Here is a 20,218-nt window from a genome sequence, read left to right on the forward strand (position 1 = left end):
TTGATGTTCAGGTGGTGGTGCACTGTTTGATGTGCCCCACTGGAGGAACACGATCAGGCGACGACACGAGTACCAACACCCCCCACGCTGCCCGCCGTCGGCGCCGGGCCCAGGAGCGCACCTTGACCAGCACAGCGAACGCACCCGCGGCAGGCGGGGGAGGCGCGGGCCACCCCGACCACCTCGGGCACGTCATCTTCATCACCGCAGCCGCCGCCATGGGTGGCTTCCTCTTCGGTTACGACAGTTCCGTCATCAACGGCGCCGTCGAGGCCATTCGGGACCGCTTCGACGTCGGCTCCGCGGTGCTCGCCCAGGTGATCGCCGCCGCGCTGATCGGCTGTGCCTTCGGCGCCGCCACCGCCGGCCGCCTCGCCGACCGGATCGGCCGCATCCGCTGCATGCAGATCGCGGCCGTCCTCTTCACCGCGAGCGCCCTCGGTTCGGCCCTGCCCTTCGCCCTCTGGGACCTCGCCATGTGGCGCGTCATCGGAGGCTTCGGCATCGGCATGGCCTCCGTGATCGGCCCCGCCTACATCGCCGAGGTCTCCCCGCCCGCCTACCGCGGCCGGCTCGCCTCGTTCCAGCAGGCGGCGATCGTCATCGGCATCGCCGTCTCACAGCTGGTCAACTGGGGCATCCTCAACCTCGCCGGCGGAGACCAGCGCGGAGAGATCGGCGGCCTGGAGGCCTGGCAGTGGATGCTGGGCGTCATGGTCATCCCGGCCGTGCTCTACGGCGCGCTGTCCTTCGTCATCCCGGAGTCCCCGCGCTTCCTCGTCTCGGTCGGCCGCATGGAGAAGGCCAAGACCGTCCTGCGCGAGGTCGAGGGCGACCGCATCGACGCCGACGCCCGCGTCCGCGAGATCGACAGCGCCATCCACTCGGAGCACAAGTCGACCTTCAAGGACCTGCTCGGCGGCCGCTTCGGCTTCCTGCCGATCGTCTGGATCGGTATCGGCCTCTCCGTCTTCCAGCAGCTCGTCGGCATCAACGTGATCTTCTACTACAGCTCCTCGCTGTGGCAGTCGGTCGGCATCGACGCGAGCTCCTCGTTCCTGTACTCCTTCGAGACGTCCGTCGTGAACATCATCGGTACGGTGATCGCGATGCTGCTGGTCGACCGGATCGGCCGCAAGCCGCTCGCCCTCATCGGCTCCGTGGGCATGACGATCTCCCTCTCGCTCGCCGCCTGGGCCTTCTCCTTCCGGTCCGGCAGCGGGGACGACATCACCCTGCCGCACGCCCAGGGCCTGGTGGCCCTGATCGCCGCCAACTTCTTCGTCCTCTTCTTCGCCCTGTCCTGGGGCGTGGTGGTCTGGGTGCTGCTCGGCGAGATGTTCCCGGGCCGCATCCGCGCCGCCGCCCTCGGTGTGGCGGCAGCCGCCCAGTGGATCGCCAACTGGGTCATCACGGTCACGTTCCCGTCGCTGTCGGACTGGAACCTGTCCGGCGCCTACGTCATCTACGCGTGCTTCGCCCTGCTCTCGATCCCGTTCATCCTCAAGTGGGTGCCGGAGACCAAGGGCAAGGCGTTGGAGGAGATGGGGTAACCACCCCCGCCAACACCCCCTCTCCTCTTCCGACAGGTACTGCCCCCGCTCAGCTCTTGAGCCGGGGCAGTACCTGTTCGCACAGCAACTGCAGGCTGCGCCACCCCTCGTCGACGGGCATCCCGCCGCACAGTGGGTGCAGCACCAGGTTGCCCGCCTCGCCGGCGGCTCGGGCGTGGGCGACCGCCTCGTCCGGGGTGAGGATCCGGTACACACCCTCCGCGCGCAGCTCGGACACCGAGTGCGCGCCCGACCGCACGGCGCTGACGATGTCCTTGGACTGCCAGGACGCGTACGTCCCGGCCTCGTGCAGGAAGTGCTCCCCGTACTCGGCCCAGGCCCGGTCGGGATCCTCCGAGATGTGCAGCAGCGGCGTCTGCGCGGCGGGCATCATGCAGAAGCCCTCCGTGCCGTGCTCCGCGAGCTGTTCCTGGTAGTACGCCTCCAACTCCGGCAGGTGGGCGCTCGGGAAGAAGGGCAGCCCCAGCCGGGCCGCGCGCCGCGCCGCCGCCCTTGAACTGCCTCCGACCAGCAGCAGCGGGTGCGGCCGGGTGAACGGCCGCGGGGTGACCCGTACGGTCCGGCCGCGGAAGGAGAACGGCTCGCCGGTCCACGCCTTCAACAGGGTCTCCAGCAGCTCGTCCTGGAGCCTGCCGCGCCGGCCCCACTCCACGCCGTGCTGCTCGTACTCCTCGGGTCGGTACCCGATGCCGGCGACGGTGACCAGGCGGCCACCGCTCAGCAGGTCGAGCACGGCGATGTCCTCGGCCACCTTCAAGGGGTCGTGGAGCGGGCCGATGATTGCGGAGACGGTGACCGCGATACGGCGCGTGGCGCCGAAGACCGCGCCCGCGAAGAGGAAGGGCGAGGGCATCCAGTTGTTCCCGGTGCCGTGGTGTTCCTCGGTCTGGACGGTGTCGATCCCGCGGTCGTCCGCGTACTTCGCCATCTCCAGCGCGGCCCTGTACCGGGCGGAGAGGGATTCCGGGGTGCCGTACGGGTCGACGAGGTTGAAGCGGGCCACGGTGATGGGCATGGAGAAGTCCCCCTTCGCCGGATGTGGTGGGCGGGCGAAGGGGGACGGTAGCTGACGTTGCGTCAGTTGCCCAGGGTTCCGGCGGGCACCGGTTCCTCGGCCTCGACCGGCGCGGACCGCGGCGCCGCGGTGCGGGGCAGGACGGCGTACAGCACGCCCGACGTGAGGATGCCCGCGACCCAGCCCAGACCGTTCTGGCCGATCCAGGTCGAGGCGAGCGGGCCGCTGAACCAGTCCACCTTCGTGAACAGCAGCCCCACCACCAGGGCCACGCCCCAGGCCGTCATCGCCTGCCAGGCATAGCCGCCCTTGTACCAGTAGGCGCTGCCGGCAGTGGTGTCCAGCAGCGCGCGCCCGTCGTAGGACTTGCGCCGCAACATGTCCACGCCGAAGACGCCGATCCACGCGGAGAAGGCCACGGCCAGCAGCGTCAGGAAGGAGATGAAGGAGCCGAAGAAGCTCGTCGCGACGACCATCAGCAGGAACCCGAAGACCAGGCTGATGACCGCGTTGACGCTGACGGCCCAGGCGCGCGGGACCTTGATGCCGAGGGTCTGCGCCGTGAAGCCCGCCGAGTACATCGACATCGAGTTGATCAGCAGCATGCCGACCACCGCGATGAGCAGGTAGGGGACCGCGATCCAGATCGGCAGCAGCTCGCCGATGAAGGAGACCGGGTCCTGCGCGGAGGCCAGGTCGGGGGTGCCGACGGCCATCACCGCGCCCATCAGCACCATGGGCAGGACCACGATCCCCGCGCCGCCGATCGTCGCGCCGACCATGGCCTTCGAGGACGCGGTCCGCGGCAGGTAGCGGGTGAAGTCCGGGCCCGACGGAACCCAGCTGATGCCGCCGGCGGCGATCGTGCCGATGCCCGCGATCATCATCGCGGTGGATCCGGCGGGCTTGTCGAGTACCGCCGCCCAGTCGGTGTCGAACACCAGGTAGCCGAGGACGAGCACGCTGAACGCCCCGAACAGGTACGTCGACCACTTCGAGCACACGCGCAGCGCGTTGATGCCGAGACCGGAGACCACGAAGGTGCAGCCCACGAAGAAGAGCAGGGTGACGACGATCAGCGCGGTGTTGCTCTTGATCCCGAAGACCAGGTCGAGGACGGTCAGCACGGCGTAGGCGCCACTGACCGCGTTGATGGTCTCCCAGCCCCAGCGGGCCACCCAGATCAGCGCGCCGGGGAACAGGTTGCCGCGCTGCCCGAAGACGGCCCGCGAGAGCGCCATGCCGGGAGCCCCGCCGCGCTTGCCGGCGATGGATATCAGGCCGACGATCCCGTACGAGAGGACGGGCGCGGCGATGGCGACGACGAGGACCTGCCAGATGTTGAGCTTGTTGAAGATCACGAGCCCCGCGCCCATGGTCAACAGCAGCACGCTGATGTTGGCGGCGACCCAGGTCGGGACCAGTTCGCGGACCCGGCCGCCGCGTTCGTCGTCCGGTACGGGTTCCAGTCCGCGGGTCTCGACCGCAGTCTCCTGGGCGGTCTCCGTCGCACCGGCAGTGGGCTTGGCAGGCATGCACTACTCCGTGGGGATGTGGGGGGAGTGGTACATCATCGTAGTTTCGCCGCGAAAATCACAAATAGCGGAGTAATGCCCGGTGGGGAGCGCCGAAGGGCTCGCCGGCGAGTGCCGCACCGCATCCGGCCACGCTCCGCGCCGCCGCCCGCGCGGGTCCGCCCGCGCCGCGCGCCGTGGCCGATACTGGTGGGGTTATGGACATCCTCATTCTCGCTGTAGTCATCGCCCTGGTCGCGGTCGGCGTGGTCAGCGGGCTCGTGGTCGGCAGCCGCAAGAAGAAGCAGCTGCCCCCCACGGCACCGCCCGGCCCGCCGACCATCACTGCCCCGCCCGCCGAACCGCAGGTGGGGGAGGACGCCGCCCCCACGGCGGAAGAGCCGCGCCGCACGATCGAGGAGGTGACCCTTCCCGAGGCGGAGGCGGCCACCGACTCCCCGGTCGCCGTCGAGGACCCCGTGGTCGCGGCACCCGAGATCGAGGTGCCCGAGCCCACCGCCGGCCGCCTGGTCCGGCTGCGCGCACGGCTCTCCCGCTCGCAGAACTCGCTCGGCAAGGGACTGCTCACGCTGCTCTCCCGCGAGCACCTCGACGAGGACACCTGGGAGGAGGTCGAAGAGACCCTCCTGATCGCCGACGTCGGCGTCGTGCCGACCCAGGAGCTGGTGGACCGGCTCCGCGAGCGGGTCAAGGTGCTCGGCACCCGCACCCCCGCCGACCTGCGCACCCTCCTGAAGGAGGAGCTGCTGACCCTGGTCGGCACCGACTTCGACCGCGCCGTCAAGACCGAGAGCGGCGTCGACACCCCGGCCGTCGTGATGGTCGTCGGCGTCAACGGCACCGGCAAGACCACCACCACCGGCAAGCTGGCCCGCGTCCTCGTCGCCGACGGCCGCAGCGTCGTGCTCGGCGCGGCGGACACCTTCCGTGCCGCCGCCGCCGACCAGCTCCAGACCTGGGGGGACCGGGTCGGCGCCCGGACCGTCCGCGGCCCCGAGGGCGGCGACCCGGCGTCGATCGCCTACGACGCCGTCAAGGAGGGCATCGCCGAGGGCGCGGACGTCGTACTGATCGACACCGCCGGTCGGCTGCACACCAAGACCGGGCTCATGGACGAGCTCGGCAAGGTCAAGCGCGTCGTGGAGAAGCACGGCCCGCTCGACGAGGTCCTGCTCGTGCTGGACGCCACCACCGGCCAGAACGGCCTGACCCAGGCGCGCGTCTTCGCCGAGGTCGTGGACATCACCGGCATCGTGCTGACCAAGCTCGACGGGACCGCCAAGGGCGGCATCGTCGTCGCCGTCCAGCGCGAGCTGGGTGTCCCGGTCAAGCTCATCGGTCTCGGCGAGGGACCGGACGACCTGGCCCCCTTCGAGCCGGAGGCGTTCGTGGACGCCCTGATCGGCGACTGAGCGACCCGCTCCGCGCCCTCGCCGCCGTACGCGTGACAGTGCCCCCGCATCCGACCGGACGCGGGGGCACTGTCACGCGTACGGGCCTCAGCGCCTCAGGCGGTGGCAGATGTACGCGAGCGTCCCCAGCAGCAGCCGGGCCTGCGGCGGCCCGCCCGCGCAGTCGAGCGCGGGAGGCCGCAGCCAGCCGGCCGGTCCGAGCCCCGCGCGGTCGGAGGGCGGGGCGGTGAGGAAGGCTCCGTGGCCCAGGGCCCGCAGGTCGAGATCGGCGTCGTCCCAGCCCATCCGGTACAGCAACTGCGGCAGCTCGGCGGCGGCCCCGGGAGCGACGAAGAACTGGGCCCGGTCGTCCGGGGTGACGGTGACCGGGCCCAGTGGGAGCCCCATCCGCTCCAGTCGGACCAGCGCGCGCCGCCCGGCCTCCGCGGAGACCTCGATGACGTCGAAGGACCGACCGACGGGGAGCATGATCGCGGCGCCGGGGTACTCGCCCCAGATCTCGGTGACCTCGTCGAGGGTGGCGCCCGCCGGGACGGTGGGTGCGAAGTCCAGCGGATGCGCCCCGGGCGCACCGCAATTCGTATGACCGCAGGAACACTCGGCGGCGGGCGCCGCCGCCCGGGCGCCGGGGACCGTCTCCCAGCCCCACAGGCCGGTGTACTCCGCCACCGTCGTGCACTCCGAGGTCCGGCTGCGGCGCCGAGCGCCGGAAAGGAACTCCTTGGTGCCGCGGCTGCCGCCGATCGTGAAGCCCATGCCCATGCCCCCTCCAACGGGTCGAACGCGTCGGTGGTTACGACGAAGGCGAGACCTCCTGTGGGCCGGCCCCGGGGGCCGCTCCGGGAGGGGGTCGCCCGGCGCACTCCTCGCCGCGCGCGCCCCCAGTGCACTCCCGTCCAACCATTCCGTTTCGCCTGCCTGTCAAGTGAATCGCGCCTGGCCGGTGGCGACTTCATTCGAAGGGGTGGCGAATGGTGGCGTTTCTGGAATCGACCTCGCGGTGGGGGTGATCGTAGGATTACTTTCGGTACACGAGCCCGGAGGGCAGGCCCGTTCGTGGGTATGCCGGAGGCAAAGCGTGAAGGACCTGTGAAGGTCCCCGGTCGCGCCTGCGCTCCGAGCCAGGGTTTCGTGATGAGGATGCTGAACGGATGGGGGCGTTCCTGTGAGCGGCAACGGCGCAAGCGGAACGAGCGAGTCGTCGGAGGCTGCCGATCGCAATGAGCAGCTGACCTCCTGGTTCGTCCGCAGTGGCTGGTCCAAGGGCGAACTGGCCCGCCAGGTCAACCGCCGGGCCCGCCAGATGGGCGCCCACCACATCAGCACCGACACCTCGCGCGTCCGCCGCTGGCTCGACGGCGAGCAACCCCGCGAACCCGTCCCGCGCATCCTCTCGGAGCTGTTCTCCGAGCGCTTCGGCTCCGTCGTCGCCATCGAGCAGCTCGGCCTGCGCACCGCCCACCAGACGCCCTCCGTGTCCGGCGTGGACCTGCCCTGGGCCGGCCCGCAGACCGTGGAGCTGCTCAGCGAGTTCTCCCGCAGCGACCTGATGCTGGCGCGCCGGGGCTTCCTCGGCACCTCGCTCGTCCTCTCCGCCGGCCCCGCGCTCATCGAGCCCATGCAGCGCTGGCTCGTCCCGGTCCCGGCCGCCGACCCCGGATCGCGTACCGGGGGCGGCTCGACGGGCGGCCACCGGCCGCCCCGGCTGTCCGAACCGGAACTCGACCTGCTCGAGGCCACCACCGTGATGTTCCGCCAGTGGGACGCCCAGTGCGGCGGCGGGCTGCGCCGCAAGGCCGTCGTGGGCCAGCTGCACGAGGTCACCGACCTGCTCCAGGAGAACCACCCCGCCCCGATCATGAAGCGGCTCTTCAAGGTCGCCGCCGAGCTCGCCGAGCTCGCCGGCTGGATGAGCTACGACATCGGCCTGCACCCCACCGCGCAGAAGTACTTCGTCCTCGCCCTGCACGCCGCCAAGGAGGGCGGTGACAAGCCGCTCGGCTCGTACATCCTCTCCGGCATGAGCCGCCAGATGATCCACCTCGGGCGCCCCGACGACGCCCTGGAACTCATCCACCTCGCGCAGTACGGCAGCCGCGACTGCGCCGGTCCCCGGACCCAGGCCATGCTGTATGCGATGGAGGCCCGCGCCTACGCCAACATGGGCCAGCCCAGCCGCTGCAAGCGCGCCGTGCGGATGGCCGAGGACACCTTCTCCGACGTCGCCTTCGACGGCGAGCCCGAGCCCGACTGGATCCGCTTCTTCTCCGAGGCCGAGCTGAACGGCGAGAACTCCCACTCGTACCGGGACCTCGCCTACGTCGCCGGCCGCAGCCCCACCTACGCCTCCCTCGCCGAACCCGTCATGGCGCGGGCCGTGGAGCTGTTCGCCAAGGACGACGAACACCAGCGCTCGTACGCCCTGAACCTCGTCGGAATGGCCACCGTGCACCTGCTCCGGCGTGAGCCCGAGCAGGCGGCCGGCCTCGTCGACCAAGCCCTGGACGTGGCGCGAAAGGTGCGGTCCGAACGGGTGAACACGCGGCTCCGCAAGACCGTCGACCAAGCCGCGCGCGAGTACGGCGACGTCGCCGAGGTGGTCCGACTGACGGACGTCCTCGCCGCCCGGCTCCCCGAGGCCGCGGAGGCCGTCTGACGGTCCTGACGGCCGTCCCCCAGGCACCGGCCGCGGCAGCGGACCCCGTGAAGCCCGATCAGGCTCCCCCAGCCAGGTCTCCCGGGTCACCGCCGCGGCCGGTTTCGCGCTTCCGCTCGTTCATGGAGGCGTAACACGCGCGACCTCTTCGTCATCGGCGTGAAACACGCAGCTGCGCCGCCGGAAACCCCCCTGCGCGAATCTCAGGGCCAATAACCGGCCAGCCCCTTAACGCCGCTCAGGTTTTCACGATCGCCCGCACGCGAACGTACCGACGACGAGGAGACGCCGATGGCATCAGCCATCACGACCCTCGCGGCAGACGCCCCGACGCTGTCTGCCGCGAACACCGGGTTCATGCTCATCTGCTCCGCCCTGGTCATGCTGATGACCCCGGGACTCGCCTTCTTCTACGGAGGCATGGTCCGCGTCAAGAGCAGTCTCAACATGCTGATGATGAGCTTCATCAGCCTCGGGATCGTCACGATCCTCTGGGTCCTCTACGGATTCAGCCTCGCCTTCGGCACCGACTCAGGCTCCCTGATCGGCTGGAACTCCGACTACGTGGGCCTCAGCGGCATCGGGATCACCGAGCTGTGGGACGGCTACACCATCCCGGTGTACGTCTTCGCCGTCTTCCAGCTGATGTTCGCCGTCATCACCCCCGCCCTGATCAGCGGCGCCCTCGCCGACCGCGTCAAGTTCAGCGCCTGGGCCCTCTTCACCGCCCTGTGGGTCACCGTCGTCTACTTCCCCGTCGCCCACTGGGTGTGGGGCGCGGGCGGCTGGCTCTTCGAACTCGGCGTCATCGACTTCGCGGGCGGCACCGCCGTCCACATCAACGCCGGCGCCGCGGCCCTCGGCGTCATCCTGGTCATCGGCAAGCGCGTCGGCTTCAAGAAGGACCCGATGCGCCCGCACAGCCTCCCCCTCGTGATGCTCGGCGCCGGCCTCCTGTGGTTCGGCTGGTTCGGCTTCAACGCGGGCTCCTGGCTCGGCAACGACGACGGCGTCGGCGCGGTCATGTTCGTCAACACGCAGGTCGCCACCGCCGCCGCCATGCTCGCCTGGCTCGCCTACGAGAAGCTGCGCCACGGCTCCTTCACCACCCTCGGCGCCGCCTCCGGCGCCGTCGCGGGCCTCGTCGCCATCACCCCGTCCGGCGGCGCCGTCTCCCCGCTCGGCGCCATCGCGGTCGGTGTCATCGCCGGTGTGCTGTGCGCCATGGCCGTGGGCCTGAAGTACAAGTTCGGCTACGACGACTCCCTCGACGTGGTCGGCGTCCACCTCGTCGGCGGCATCGTCGGCTCCCTGCTCGTCGGATTCTTCGCCACCGGCGGGGTCCAGTCCGATGTGGCCGGCCTCTTCTACGGCGGCGGCCTGGAGCAGCTCGGCAAGCAGGCCATCGGAGTCTTCTCCGTCCTGGCCTACTCTCTCGTGGCGTCCGCGATCCTCGCCTTCCTCCTCGACAAGACGATCGGAATGCGGGTCACCGAGGACGTCGAGGTCTCCGGCATCGACCAGGTCGAGCACGCCGAGACCGCGTACGACTTCAGCGGAGCCGGCGGCGGAGCCTCGCGCGGAACCGCCACCCCCGCTGCCGCCGCGACCAAGAAGGTTGACGCATGAAGCTGATCACCGCGATCGTCAAGCCCCACCGGCTCGACGAGATCAAGGAAGCCCTCCAGCGCTTCGGGGTACAGGGACTCACGGTCTCCGAGGCCAGCGGCTACGGCCGCCAGCGCGGCCACACGGAGGTCTACCGCGGCGCCGAGTACACCGTGGACCTCGTACCGAAGATCCGCATCGAGGTGGTCGTCGAGGACGACGCCGCCGACGACGTGATGAATGTGCTCGTCACCGCGGCCCACACCGGCAAGATCGGTGACGGCAAGGTGTGGAGCGTCCCCGTGGACTCGATCATCCGGGTCCGCACCGGCGAGCGCGGCGCTGACGCGCTCTAGGCGACGGGAGACCCTGGGTGACGAGTGTGGACGCGACCACGACCGAACCGGCCGGCTCGGGACCCAGCGGTTACGCCGCGGCCCGGCTGCGACTCCTCCAGGAGGAGTCGCGGTCCGGGCCTTCCCGGCGTTCCGCCCTGGCCGCACTGACCGACGACTGGCTGCGGGCGCTCTTCGCCCGAGCCGTGCGGGAGACCGGCGTACGGGGCGCCTCGCTGGTCGCCGTCGGTGGCTACGGACGCGGCGAACTCTCCCCGCGCAGCGACCTCGACCTGCTGCTCCTGCACGACGGCAAGGCCGACCCCCGCGCGCTGAGCGCGTTGGCCGACCGCCTCTGGTACCCCGTGTGGGACCTCGGCGTGGCCCTCGACCACTCCGTACGGACCCCCGCGGAGGCCCGCAAAACGGCCGCCGAGGACCTCAAGGTCCACCTCGGACTGCTCGACTCCCGCCCCGTCGCCGGGGACGCCGGACTCCTCGCCGGCCTGCGCACCTCCGTGCTGGCCGACTGGCGCAACCAGGCCGTCAAACGGCTCCCGCAACTGGACACCCTGTGCCGCGAGCGCGCCGACCGGGCCGGCGAGCTGCGCTTCCTGCTCGAACCCGACCTCAAGGAGGCACGCGGCGGCCTGCGCGACATCACCGCGCTGCGGGCCGTCGCCGCGTCCTGGCTCGCCGACGCCCCCCGCGAGGGACTCGCCGAGGCCCGACGCAAGCTCCTGGACACGCGCGACGCCCTGCACCTGGTGACCGGCCGGGCCACCGACCGGCTCTCCCTCCAGGAACAGGACCAGGTCGCCGAGCGGCTCGGCCTGCTCGACGCCGACGCCCTGCTGCGCGAGGTGTACGAGGCCGCGCGGGTCGTCGCGTACGCCGGGGACGTCACCTGGCGGGAGGTCGGCCGCGTGCTGCGCGCCCGCTCCGCCCGCCCCCGCCTGCGCGGGCTGCTGGGGAGCCGGGGCCCGGCCGAGTCGGCGCGCGCCCCGCTGGCCGAAGGGGTCGTGGAATCCGACGGCGAGGCCGTGCTGGCACTGGCCGCGCGCCCCGAACGGGACCCGGTGCTCGCGCTGCGGCTCGGCGCGGCCGCCGCGCAGGCCGGCCTGCCCGTGTCCCCGCACTCCGTGCGCCGGCTCGCGGCGCAGGCGAAGCCCCTGCCCGTGCCCTGGCCCGCCGAGGCCCGCGAACAGCTCCTGACACTGCTCGGGGCTGGGGAGCCCACGATCGGAGTGTGGGAGGCCCTCGAAGCGGAAGGCCTGATCACACGACTGCTGCCCGACTGGGAACGGGTCCGGTGCCGGCCGCAGCGCAACCCCGTGCACACCTGGACCGTGGACCGGCACCTGGTCGAGACCGCCGTCCGCGCCTCCGAGATGACCCGCCGGGTGAGCCGCCCCGACCTGCTGCTGATGGCCGCGCTGCTGCACGACATCGGCAAGGGGTGGCCCGGCGACCACTCCGTCGCCGGCGAGACCATCGCCCGCGACGTGGCCACCCGCGTGGGCTTCGACGCCCGGGACACCGCCGTCCTCGGCGTCCTCGTCCGCAACCACCTCCTGCTGATCGACACCGCGACCCGGGGCGACCTCGACGACCCCGCCACCGTGCGCTCCGTCGCGCAGGCCCTCGGCTCCACCGGCACCCTGGAACTGCTGCACGCGCTCACCGAGGCCGACGCACTCGCCACCGGACCGGCCGCCTGGAGCGCCTGGCGCGGTTCCCTGGTGGCCGACCTCGTCGCCCGCGTCGCGGCCGTCCTGCGCGGCGCGCCGCCCGCCGCCACCGAACCGGAGATCCCCTCCACCGAAGCGGAACGCCTCGCGGTCGAGGCGCTGCGCACCGGCGAACCGGTCCTGGCGCTGCACGCCCGCCAGGAGGAGGACGCCGTCGGCGTCGAACTCGTCGTCGCCGTCCCCGACCAGCCCGGGGTCCTCCCCGCCGCGGCCGGCGTACTGGCCCTGCACCGGCTGACCGTACGGGCCGCCGACCTGCGCTCCCTGGAGCTGTCGGACCTGCCGGGCGAGGTACTGGTGCTGCGCTGGCGGGTCGCCGCCGAGTACGGGGCCCTGCCGGAGACGGCACGACTGCGGACCGACCTGATCCGGGCGCTGGACGGCTCCCTGGACGTTCCGGCGAAACTGGCCGAGCGCGAATCGGCCTACCCCCGGCGGCGCGGAGTGGTCCCGCCCCCGCCCCGGGTCACCGTGATCCCGGACGTCTCCTCGCTGGCCACGGTCCTGGAGGTGCGCGCACCCGACGCGGTCGGCCTGCTGCACCGCATCGGGCGGGCGCTGGAGTCCGCGGGGGTCCGTGTCCGCAGCGCCCACGTCTCCACGCTCGGCGCCAACGCGGTGGACTCCCTCTACGTGGTCGACGCCGACGGCAAACCCCTGCCGCCGGCCCCGGCGGCCGCGCTGGCCGCCGAGGTGGAGGCGGCGCTGCGCTGACACCCGCTCGCCGCCGCCCTCGCCCGAGCCCTCCGCGGGCCCCGGCAGGGGCCGCGCGACGCCGCCGATCGAGCGCATCGCCCCTGCTCCCCGCCCGTGCGCCGGCGGGCCCCCGGCCGCTTGGGACGGCCGGGGGCACATCCGTCCCGAGGCCCGATACCCTGGGGGGCGACCACACGCCCCCGACCTGAGGAATCGCGACCACCGTGTTCGATACGCTTTCCGACCGCCTTGCCTCGACTTTCAAGTCCCTCAGGGGCAAAGGTCGCCTCTCCGAGCAGGACATCGACGCTGCGGCGCGGGAAATCCGTATCGCCCTCCTCGAGGCCGACGTCGCCCTCCCGGTCGTCCGCTCCTTCATCGCGAACGTCAAGGAGCGCGCCCGCGGCGAAGAGGTCTCCAAGGCCCTGAACCCGGGCCAGCAGGTCCTCAAGATCGTCAACGACGAGCTGGTCTCCATCCTCGGTGGCGAGACCCGGCGGCTGCGCTTCGCCAAGACCGCCCCGACGGTGATCATGCTCGCCGGTCTCCAGGGCGCCGGTAAGACCACCCTCGCCGGAAAGCTCGGCCTGTGGCTGAAGGGGCAGGGCCACGCCCCGCTCCTCGTGGCGTGTGACCTCCAGCGCCCCAACGCCGTCAACCAGCTGTCCGTGGTGGCCGAGCGCGCCGGCGTCGCCGTCTACGCGCCGCAGCCCGGCAACGGCGTCGGTGACCCGGTCCAGGTCGCCAAGGACTCGATCGAGTACGCCCGCACCAAGCAGTACGACGTGGTCGTCGTCGACACCGCCGGTCGCCTCGGCATCGACCAGGAGCTGATGCGGCAGGCCGCGGACATCCGTGACGCCGTCAGCCCCGACGAGATCCTCTTCGTCGTCGACGCCATGATCGGCCAGGACGCGGTCAACACCGCGGAGGCCTTCCGCGACGGCGTCGGCTTCGACGGTGTCGTGCTCTCCAAGCTCGACGGCGACGCCCGAGGCGGTGCCGCGCTCTCCATCGCGCACGTCACCGGCAAGCAGATCATGTTCGCCTCGAACGGCGAGAAGCTCGACGAGTTCGACGCCTTCCACCCCGACCGCATGGCGGGCCGGATCCTCGACATGGGTGACATGCTCACCCTGATCGAGCAGGCCGAGAAGACCTTCAGCCAGGCCGAGGCCGAGAAGATGGCGGCCAAGCTGGCGAAGGGCCCGAAGGAGTTCACGCTCGACGACTTCCTGGCCCAGATGGAGCAGGTCCGCAAGATGGGCTCCATCTCCAAGCTCCTCGGCATGCTGCCGGGCATGGGTCAGATCAAGGACCAGATCAACAATATCGACGAGCGCGACGTGGACCGCATGGCCGCGATCATCAAGTCGATGACCCCGGCCGAGCGCCATGACCCGCACCTCATCAACGGCTCGCGCCGCGCCCGTATCGCCAAGGGTTCCGGCGCCGAGGTCAGCGCCGTGAAGTCGCTGGTCGAGCGCTTCTTCGAGGCCCGCAAGATGATGTCCCGCATGGCCCAGGGCGGCGGGATGCCCGGCATGCCCGGCATCCCCGGGATGGGTGGCGGCCCCGGCCGGCAGAAGAAGCAGATCAAGCAGGCCAAGGGCAAGCGCAAGAGCGGCAACCCGATGAAGCGCAAGGAAGAGGAGGCCGCGGCCGCGGCCCGGCGCGAGCAGGGCCCGCAGGCGGCCGAGCCGGCCGCCGGTGGCAACCCGTTCGGCCTGCCGGCCGGCGGTGCGCAGCCCGGCCAGGACTTCGACCTCCCGGACGAGTTCAAGAAGTTCATGAAGTGACCGCCTGACGGCACCGCGCGACGCGTACGAGGAGGGCCCCGGCCGGGGATGCGGCCGGGGCCCTTCCCTGTACCAGGGCCCCGGCGTACCAGGGCCCCGGCCGTCGGGGCGCAATGATCAGGTATGTCGCTTATCGTCGGGCGGGAGGACGGCAGAAGGAGGCCCCGTGCCCAGCCCCACCCCCGCACCGCCGCGCGACCGGGCCGACACCCCCTGGCGCTCCGAGGGCGCCCCGCCCAGCCCACCGCCGCCGAAGCGGGGGATGCCCGGCGGTTGGCGCGGGCTGATCCTCACCGCGCTGGTCCTCTTCCTGCTGACCAACCTCGTGCTGTCGTTCTTCAACGAGGGCGACGAGCCGACGATCTCGTACACGGAGTTCAGCAAACAGGTCGCCGACGGCAACGTCTCGAAGATCTACTCCAAGGGCGACGCCATCCAGGGGCAGCTGAAGAACAAGCAGCCCGCCCCCGACGGGGACGGCGACTACACGAAGTTCGTCACCCAGCGGCCCGCCTTCGCCGACGACCAGCTGTGGTCGAACCTCACCGCCAAGGGCGTCACCGTCACCGCCTCCCCGGTCGTCGAACAGCGCAGCTTCCTCGCCAACCTGCTGATCTCCCTCGCGCCCATCCTCCTGCTCGTCGTCCTGTGGATGTTCATCGCCCGACGGATGGGCTCAGCCATGGGCGGCATGGGCGGGCTCGGACGCAAGGCGCCGCCCAAGCCAGTGGAACTGGAGACCGGCGCCAAACGCACCACCTTCGACGACGTGGCCGGCATCGACGAGGTCGAGGGCGAACTGAACGACGTCGTCGACTTCCTGAAGAACCCGCAGGAGTACCGCAAGCTGGGCGCCCGCATGCCCGGCGGGGTCCTCCTCGCCGGCCTCCCCGGCACCGGCAAGACCCTGCTGGCCCGAGCCGTCGCCGGCGAGGCCGGGGTGCCCTTCTTCTCCGCCTCCGCGTCCGAGTTCATCGAGATGATCGTCGGCGTCGGCGCCTCCCGGGTACGGGAACTCTTCTCCGAGGCCCGCAAGGTGGCCCCCGCGATCATCTTCATCGACGAGATCGACACCATCGGCCGCGCGCGCGGCGGCGGCGCCGCCATGGGCGGCCACGACGAGCGCGAACAGACCCTCAACCAGATCCTCACCGAGATGGACGGCTTCTCCGGCTCGGAGGGGGTCGTCGTCCTCGCCGCCACCAACCGCGCCGACGTCCTCGACCCCGCCCTGACCCGCCCCGGCCGGTTCGACCGCACCGTCGTCGTCTCCCCGCCCGACAAGGCCGGCCGCGAGGCGATCCTGCGCATCCACACCCGCGACATCCCGCTCGCGCCCGGTGTCGACCTCGCCCAGGTGGCCCGTACGACCCCGGGCATGACCGGCGCCGAACTGGCCAACCTGGCCAACGAGGCGGCCCTGCTGGCGGTCAAGCGCCGACAGGACGCGGTCACCCAGTCCGACCTCTCCGACGCCCTGGAGAAGGTTCAACTCGGCGCCGAACGGCCCCTGGTCATGCCCGACGAGGAGCGCCGCCGCACCGCCTACCACGAGAGCGGCCACGCCCTCCTCGGCATGCTCCAGCCGGGCGCCGACCCCGTCCGCAAGATCACCATCGTGCCGCGCGGCCGGGCGCTCGGCGTCACCCTCTCGACCCCGGACGCCGACCGGTACGCCTACACGGAGGAGTACCTCCGGGGCCGCGTCATCGGAGCGCTCGGCGGAATGGCCGCCGAGCAGGTGGTGTACGCGGTCATCACCACGGGCGCGGAGAACGACCTCGAACAGGTCACCAACATCGTCCGGGGCATGGTGGGCCGCTGGGGCATGAGCGAGCGGATCGGCCGGCTCACCGCGATCCCGGCGGACGCGCAGAGCCCCTACGGCCTCCTCGCGGCGCCCGCCACCCTCGACGCCGTCGACCACGAGATGCGACGGATCGTCGACGAGTGCTACGAGGACGCCTGCCGACTGCTGCGCGAGAACCGCGACAAGCTGGACGCGCTCGCCGAGGCGCTGCTCGCGAACGAGACCCTGGACGAGCCCGCCGCCTACGCCGCGGCGGGCATCGCGCGCCTCCACAAGTAGCCGGGACACACGATCCGGCCCGTTAGGCCGTCCGGGCGACCACGTACCGGAAGATGTTCGGCAACCAGACCGACCCGTCGGCTCGTTCGTACGGGTGAAGCGCCTCGGCCAGTTCCTTCTCGACCTGGGCCGTGTCCGCGTGCTCGTACATCCCGGTCGACAGCAGCCCGCGCACCGCGCTGTCCACGTCCGCGTACCCGAACGGGCAGAACACCCGTCCCGACCCGTCCGGCACCAGTCCGGCCGACGCCACCATCGCGTCCAGGTCCCGCGGGGCCGGCCCGCCGCCCAGTACGGCCGGCACCGTGCACCGCTCCGCCGGACCCCAGTCGGCCAGCACCACCACACCGCCCCGCCGCACCGCGGACAGGGCGGCCGTCAGGTCCCGCGGGCGGGGCGTGAAGGCCAGCACGACGTCGTACGGACGCGCCGGCGACGCCGGGGGAGCGGCGACCACCTCCAACAGCCGCTCACGGGCCAGCGCCCGGCGTGCCGGGTCCGCCTCCACGCCCGTGGCCAGGGCTCCCCGCCCCGCGGCCAACAGCAGGGCCAGCCCGGCCCCGCAATCGAGGTCCAGCAGCCGGTCGCCCGGCCCGACCTCCAGCCGTTCGTAGACGGCCTCGTACAGCGGTACCAGCATCCGTTCCTGGATCTCCGCCCAGTCCCGGGCGACGAGCGTCGCCGTCGGCGTCGGTGTCATCGAAAGAGCGCTCCTGATTCCTTTGTCGCCCCCTGGCCCCCGTTGCCAGGGAACTCCCCATTCGCCCCCGCGTCCAGAGGAACGAGCCACCCGATTCACGCATCGCGTGCCCGGCGCCGTACCATTCGCGCCATGGCAAAGGCACCCGTTCTCACCCCCCAGGCGGAGGATTTCCCCCGCTGGTACCAGGATCTGATCAACAAGGCCGAGCTGGCCGACAACGGTCCGGTACGCGGCACCATGGTCATCCGACCGTACGGCTACGGGCTGTGGGAGCGGATGCAGCAGGAGATGGACGCGCGCATCAAGGACGCGGGCGCCCAGAACGCGTACTTCCCGCTGTTCATCCCGCAGTCCTACCTGACCCGGGAAGCCGAGCACGTGGAGGGCTTCGCCCCCGAGCTCGCGGTCGTCACGCACGGCGGTGGCAAGGAACTCGACGAGCCGGTCGTCGTCCGCCCCACCTCCGAGACGATCATCAACGACTACTTCTCGAAGTGGGTCCAGAGCTACCGCGACCTGCCCCTGCTGATCAACCAGTGGGCCAACGTGGTCCGCTGGGAGATGCGCCCGCGCGTGTTCCTCCGTACGAGCGAGTTCCTCTGGCAGGAGGGCCACACCGCCCACGCCACCTACGAGGACGCCCGCGACTACGCGGCCCGCATCCACACGGACGTCTACGGCGATTTCATGACGAACGTGCTCGGCATCGACGTCGTGCTCGGCCGCAAGACCGCCAAGGAGCGCTTCGCCGGCGCCATCAACACCCTCACCCTCGAGGGCATGATGGGCGACGGCAAGGCCCTCCAGCTGGGCACCAGCCACGAGCTGGGCACCAACTTCGCCAAGGCCTTCAACACGCAGTACCTGTCGAAGGAAGGCAAGCAGGAGCTGGTCTGGCAGACCTCGTGGGGCGTCTCGACCCGCATGGTCGGCGGCCTGATCATGTCGCACGGCGACGACAACGGCCTGCGCGTCCCGCCGCGCCTCGCGCACGTCCAGGTCGTCGTCATGGCGATCAAGGGCGACGAGGCCGTGACCAAGGTCCGCGAGCTGGGCGCCCAACTCAAGGCCGCCGGCATCCGCGTGCAGGTCGACGACCGCGTCGACACCCCCTTCGGCCGCCGCGCCGTGGACTGGGAGCTCAAGGGCGTACCGGTCCGCATCGAGATCGGCCCCCGCGACCTGGAGGCCGGCACCGCGATGCTCGCCCGCCGGATCCCGGGCGGCAAGGAGGCCGTGCAGATCTCCGCGCTGCTCGACCTGCTGCCCAAGGTGCTGGAGGAGGACCAGGCGCAGCTGCTGCGCGAGTCCCGCGAGCGCCGCGAGGCCCGCACCTCCGACGTCGCGACCATCGAGGAGGCCGCCGAGGCCGCCATCGCCGGTGGCTGGGCGCGCATCCCGTGGGCCGACCTCGGCCCCGAGGGCGAGGCCAAGCTGGCCGAACAGGCCGTCTCCGTACGCTGCCTGATCGCCCCCGACGGGTCGGTTCCGCAGGCGGACGACGCCCCGGGAACCCTCGCGATCGTCGCCCGCTCGTACTGATCCACCGACCCGCCCCCGGGCGTGCGGCCCGCGCCGCGCGCCCGGGGGCGGCTGTCGTTGGGCCTCGTTACGTACCGACTCCTCCGGGGATATGCGCACCCGTCCTCGTCAGGACGCATGAGACTGAACTGACTGGTACGTGCAAAAAATTTGGAATGGCCCGGAATCGGAACACCGGGGCACCCCGGCTCGTTGTCACGACGTGAGCACGACACCACCTGTTCTCGCCGCAGAGCTGGCGCAGGCGTGGGCCGATATTCAGCGGTACCACCCCGAGCTGCCTGACCTTGCCGCGCCCGAGTCCCTGATCGGAGAGTCCTCGTCCGCCTGCGGCGCCGAGCTCTCCTTCGAGCGACTGCTGCACGAGGCAGTCCACGGCATCGCAGCCGCCCGTGGAGTCCGCGACACCTCGCGGGCCGGCCGCTACCACAACCGCAGATTCCTCGCGATCGCCGAGGAGATGGGGCTGGACCACTCCGAGGAACCGCACGCCAGCAGCGGCTTCTCCCTGGTCTCGCTCAACCCCGAGGCGAAGCGGCGCTACCGCCCGACCATCGAGCGGCTGCACCGCGCGCTGAAGGCGCACACGGTCGCCACCGCCGCCGACACCAAGCGCAGCTTCCGCGGGCCGGCCGCCCGTCACGGCTCGTCCGGTGGCGGTGTGCGGGTCAAGGCGGTCTGCGACTGCGGCCGGAACGTGCGGGTCGTCCCGTCCGTCCTGGCCCAGGCGCCCATCGTCTGCGGGGGCTGCATGAAACCGTTCCGCATTCCCGAGGTGGCCGTCTCGGCCGCCGCCTCCTGAAGACACCCCCCGGGCCCGTACGGGCCCGGTACGGCCTCCGCCCGGTGGCGGCGGCATCGGTGGTGCGCGTCCGCGTGCCACCGATCACCGCTCCCCGAGAGGAAGCGCCGCAGGCATGTGGCACAATGGCTAGCTGTACTCGACAGTCGCATAGGACCCCTCTCTCCTCCGGCTGACGCGTCCATCGGGCACCCGAGTACCGCAACCCCACGTGGCATCTCATGTGCCCAACCACGTCAAGTTCAGGAGACACCACTCCAGTGGCAGTCAAGATCAAGCTCAAGCGCCTCGGCAAGATTCGCCAGCCGCACTACCGCATCGTCGTCGCCGACTCGCGCACCCGCCGCGATGGTCGTGCGATCGAAGAGATCGGTCTGTACCACCCGACGTACAACCCGTCGCGCATCGAGGTCAACGCCGAGCGTGCGCAGTACTGGCTCTCGGTCGGCGCCCAGCCCACCGAGGCCGTGCTCGCCATCCTGAAGCTGACCGGTGACTGGCAGGCGCACAAGGGCCTCCCGGCCCCCGCGCCGCTGCTGCAGCCGGAGACCAAGGAGAGCAAGCGCCGCACGTTCGACGAGTTCGCCAAGGCCCTCGAGGGCATCGGCGAGACCAAGGGCGAGGCCATCACGCAGAAGGCGAAGAAGGCCGACAAGAAGGCGGACGAGGCTGAGGCCACCGCCGAGTCGACCGAGGCCTGA

General features: G+C 71.4%; 15 protein-coding genes. 11 read left to right on the forward strand and 4 right to left on the reverse strand.

Going from position 1 to position 20,218, the window contains the following annotated elements; translation table 11 throughout:
• Positions 1-122 precede the first annotated feature (122 nt).
• The gene (locus OHA84_RS25485; RefSeq protein WP_053675113.1) at positions 123-1,553 is read left to right on the forward strand and encodes a sugar porter family MFS transporter; all 1,431 of its coding nucleotides are present in this window, start codon (positions 123-125) and stop codon (positions 1,551-1,553) included.
• 49 nt (positions 1,554-1,602) lie between these two features.
• On the opposite strand, the gene OHA84_RS25490 is transcribed toward OHA84_RS25485, so the two are convergent.
• Together OHA84_RS25490 and OHA84_RS25495 are read right to left on the reverse strand one after the other, a co-directional pair.
• On the reverse strand, positions 1,603-2,589 hold the full coding sequence (locus OHA84_RS25490; protein ID WP_266969617.1) for an LLM class flavin-dependent oxidoreductase: 987 nt from the start codon (positions 2,587-2,589) through the stop codon (positions 1,603-1,605).
• 62 nt (positions 2,590-2,651) lie between these two features.
• Entirely contained in the window at positions 2,652-4,124 is a 1,473-nt protein-coding gene (locus OHA84_RS25495; protein WP_053675116.1) for a cytosine permease, read from the reverse strand.
• 197 nt (positions 4,125-4,321) lie between these two features.
• On the opposite strand from OHA84_RS25495, the gene ftsY reads away from it, so the two are divergent.
• Positions 4,322-5,536, forward strand: coding sequence for a signal recognition particle-docking protein FtsY (gene ftsY / locus OHA84_RS25500; RefSeq protein ID WP_053675118.1), 1,215 nt, complete (start codon positions 4,322-4,324; stop codon positions 5,534-5,536).
• Positions 5,537-5,623: 87 nt separating this feature from the next.
• On the opposite strand, the gene OHA84_RS25505 is transcribed toward ftsY, so the two are convergent.
• Entirely contained in the window at positions 5,624-6,292 is a 669-nt protein-coding gene (locus OHA84_RS25505; protein ID WP_266969615.1) for a bifunctional DNA primase/polymerase, read from the reverse strand.
• A gap of 409 nt (positions 6,293-6,701) precedes the next feature.
• Between OHA84_RS25505 and OHA84_RS25510 the strand changes: the two genes are divergently transcribed.
• The 6 genes from OHA84_RS25510 to ftsH all read left to right on the forward strand — a co-directional run bounded on the left by OHA84_RS25510 (position 6,702) and on the right by ftsH (position 16,470).
• Positions 6,702-8,192, forward strand: a complete 1,491-nt coding sequence (locus OHA84_RS25510) for a hypothetical protein (protein WP_266969613.1) — start codon at positions 6,702-6,704, stop codon at positions 8,190-8,192.
• 291 nt (positions 8,193-8,483) lie between these two features.
• On the forward strand, positions 8,484-9,821 hold the full coding sequence (locus tag OHA84_RS25515; protein ID WP_053675122.1) for an ammonium transporter: 1,338 nt from the start codon (positions 8,484-8,486) through the stop codon (positions 9,819-9,821).
• A complete protein-coding gene (locus OHA84_RS25520; protein WP_053675124.1) occupies positions 9,818-10,156 on the forward strand; it encodes a P-II family nitrogen regulator in 339 nt (112 codons plus the stop codon). The genes OHA84_RS25515 and OHA84_RS25520 overlap by 4 nt, the downstream gene beginning before the upstream one ends.
• 17 nt (positions 10,157-10,173) lie before the next feature.
• Positions 10,174-12,600, forward strand: coding sequence for a [protein-PII] uridylyltransferase (locus OHA84_RS25525; RefSeq protein ID WP_266969612.1), 2,427 nt, complete (start codon positions 10,174-10,176; stop codon positions 12,598-12,600).
• 206 nt (positions 12,601-12,806) lie between these two features.
• Positions 12,807-14,381, forward strand: coding sequence for a signal recognition particle protein (gene ffh, locus OHA84_RS25530; protein ID WP_053675127.1), 1,575 nt, complete (start codon positions 12,807-12,809; stop codon positions 14,379-14,381).
• A gap of 166 nt (positions 14,382-14,547) precedes the next feature.
• Positions 14,548-16,470: an ATP-dependent zinc metalloprotease FtsH gene (gene ftsH / locus OHA84_RS25535; RefSeq protein WP_053675130.1), complete on the forward strand. Its 1,923-nt coding sequence runs from the start codon at positions 14,548-14,550 to the stop codon at positions 16,468-16,470.
• A gap of 22 nt (positions 16,471-16,492) precedes the next feature.
• Here the strand turns inward: ftsH and OHA84_RS25540 are convergent, their stop codons facing one another.
• Complete coding sequence (locus tag OHA84_RS25540) at positions 16,493-17,170, reverse strand: hypothetical protein (protein WP_053675132.1); 678 nt, start codon at positions 17,168-17,170, stop codon at positions 16,493-16,495.
• A gap of 132 nt (positions 17,171-17,302) precedes the next feature.
• On the opposite strand from OHA84_RS25540, the gene proS reads away from it, so the two are divergent.
• The 3 genes from proS (at position 17,303) to rpsP (ending at position 20,218) form a co-directional block, all read left to right on the forward strand.
• Complete coding sequence (gene proS / locus OHA84_RS25545) at positions 17,303-18,715, forward strand: proline--tRNA ligase (RefSeq protein ID WP_053675134.1); 1,413 nt, start codon at positions 17,303-17,305, stop codon at positions 18,713-18,715.
• Between the two features lie 202 nt (positions 18,716-18,917).
• Positions 18,918-19,517: a hypothetical protein gene (locus OHA84_RS25550; RefSeq protein ID WP_053675136.1), complete on the forward strand. Its 600-nt coding sequence runs from the start codon at positions 18,918-18,920 to the stop codon at positions 19,515-19,517.
• A gap of 260 nt (positions 19,518-19,777) precedes the next feature.
• A complete protein-coding gene (rpsP, locus tag OHA84_RS25555) occupies positions 19,778-20,218 on the forward strand; it encodes a 30S ribosomal protein S16 (RefSeq protein ID WP_053675137.1) in 441 nt (146 codons plus the stop codon).

The organism is Streptomyces sp. NBC_00513 (assembly GCF_041431415.1).
GTDB lineage: Bacteria > Actinomycetota > Actinomycetes > Streptomycetales > Streptomycetaceae > Streptomyces.

Coding starts and splice junctions, on each gene's coding strand:
- OHA84_RS25490 (WP_266969617.1), bottom strand. CDS start 2,589: ATGCCCATCACCGTGGCCCGCTTCAACCTCGTCGACCCGTACGGCACC.
- OHA84_RS25495 (WP_053675116.1), bottom strand. CDS start 4,124: ATGCCTGCCAAGCCCACTGCCGGTGCGACGGAGACCGCCCAGGAGACT.
- ftsY (WP_053675118.1), top strand. CDS start 4,322: ATGGACATCCTCATTCTCGCTGTAGTCATCGCCCTGGTCGCGGTCGGC.
- OHA84_RS25505 (WP_266969615.1), bottom strand. CDS start 6,292: ATGGGCTTCACGATCGGCGGCAGCCGCGGCACCAAGGAGTTCCTTTCC.
- OHA84_RS25515 (WP_053675122.1), top strand. CDS start 8,484: ATGGCATCAGCCATCACGACCCTCGCGGCAGACGCCCCGACGCTGTCT.
- OHA84_RS25520 (WP_053675124.1), top strand. CDS start 9,818: ATGAAGCTGATCACCGCGATCGTCAAGCCCCACCGGCTCGACGAGATC.
- OHA84_RS25540 (WP_053675132.1), bottom strand. CDS start 17,170: ATGACACCGACGCCGACGGCGACGCTCGTCGCCCGGGACTGGGCGGAG.
- proS (WP_053675134.1), top strand. CDS start 17,303: ATGGCAAAGGCACCCGTTCTCACCCCCCAGGCGGAGGATTTCCCCCGC.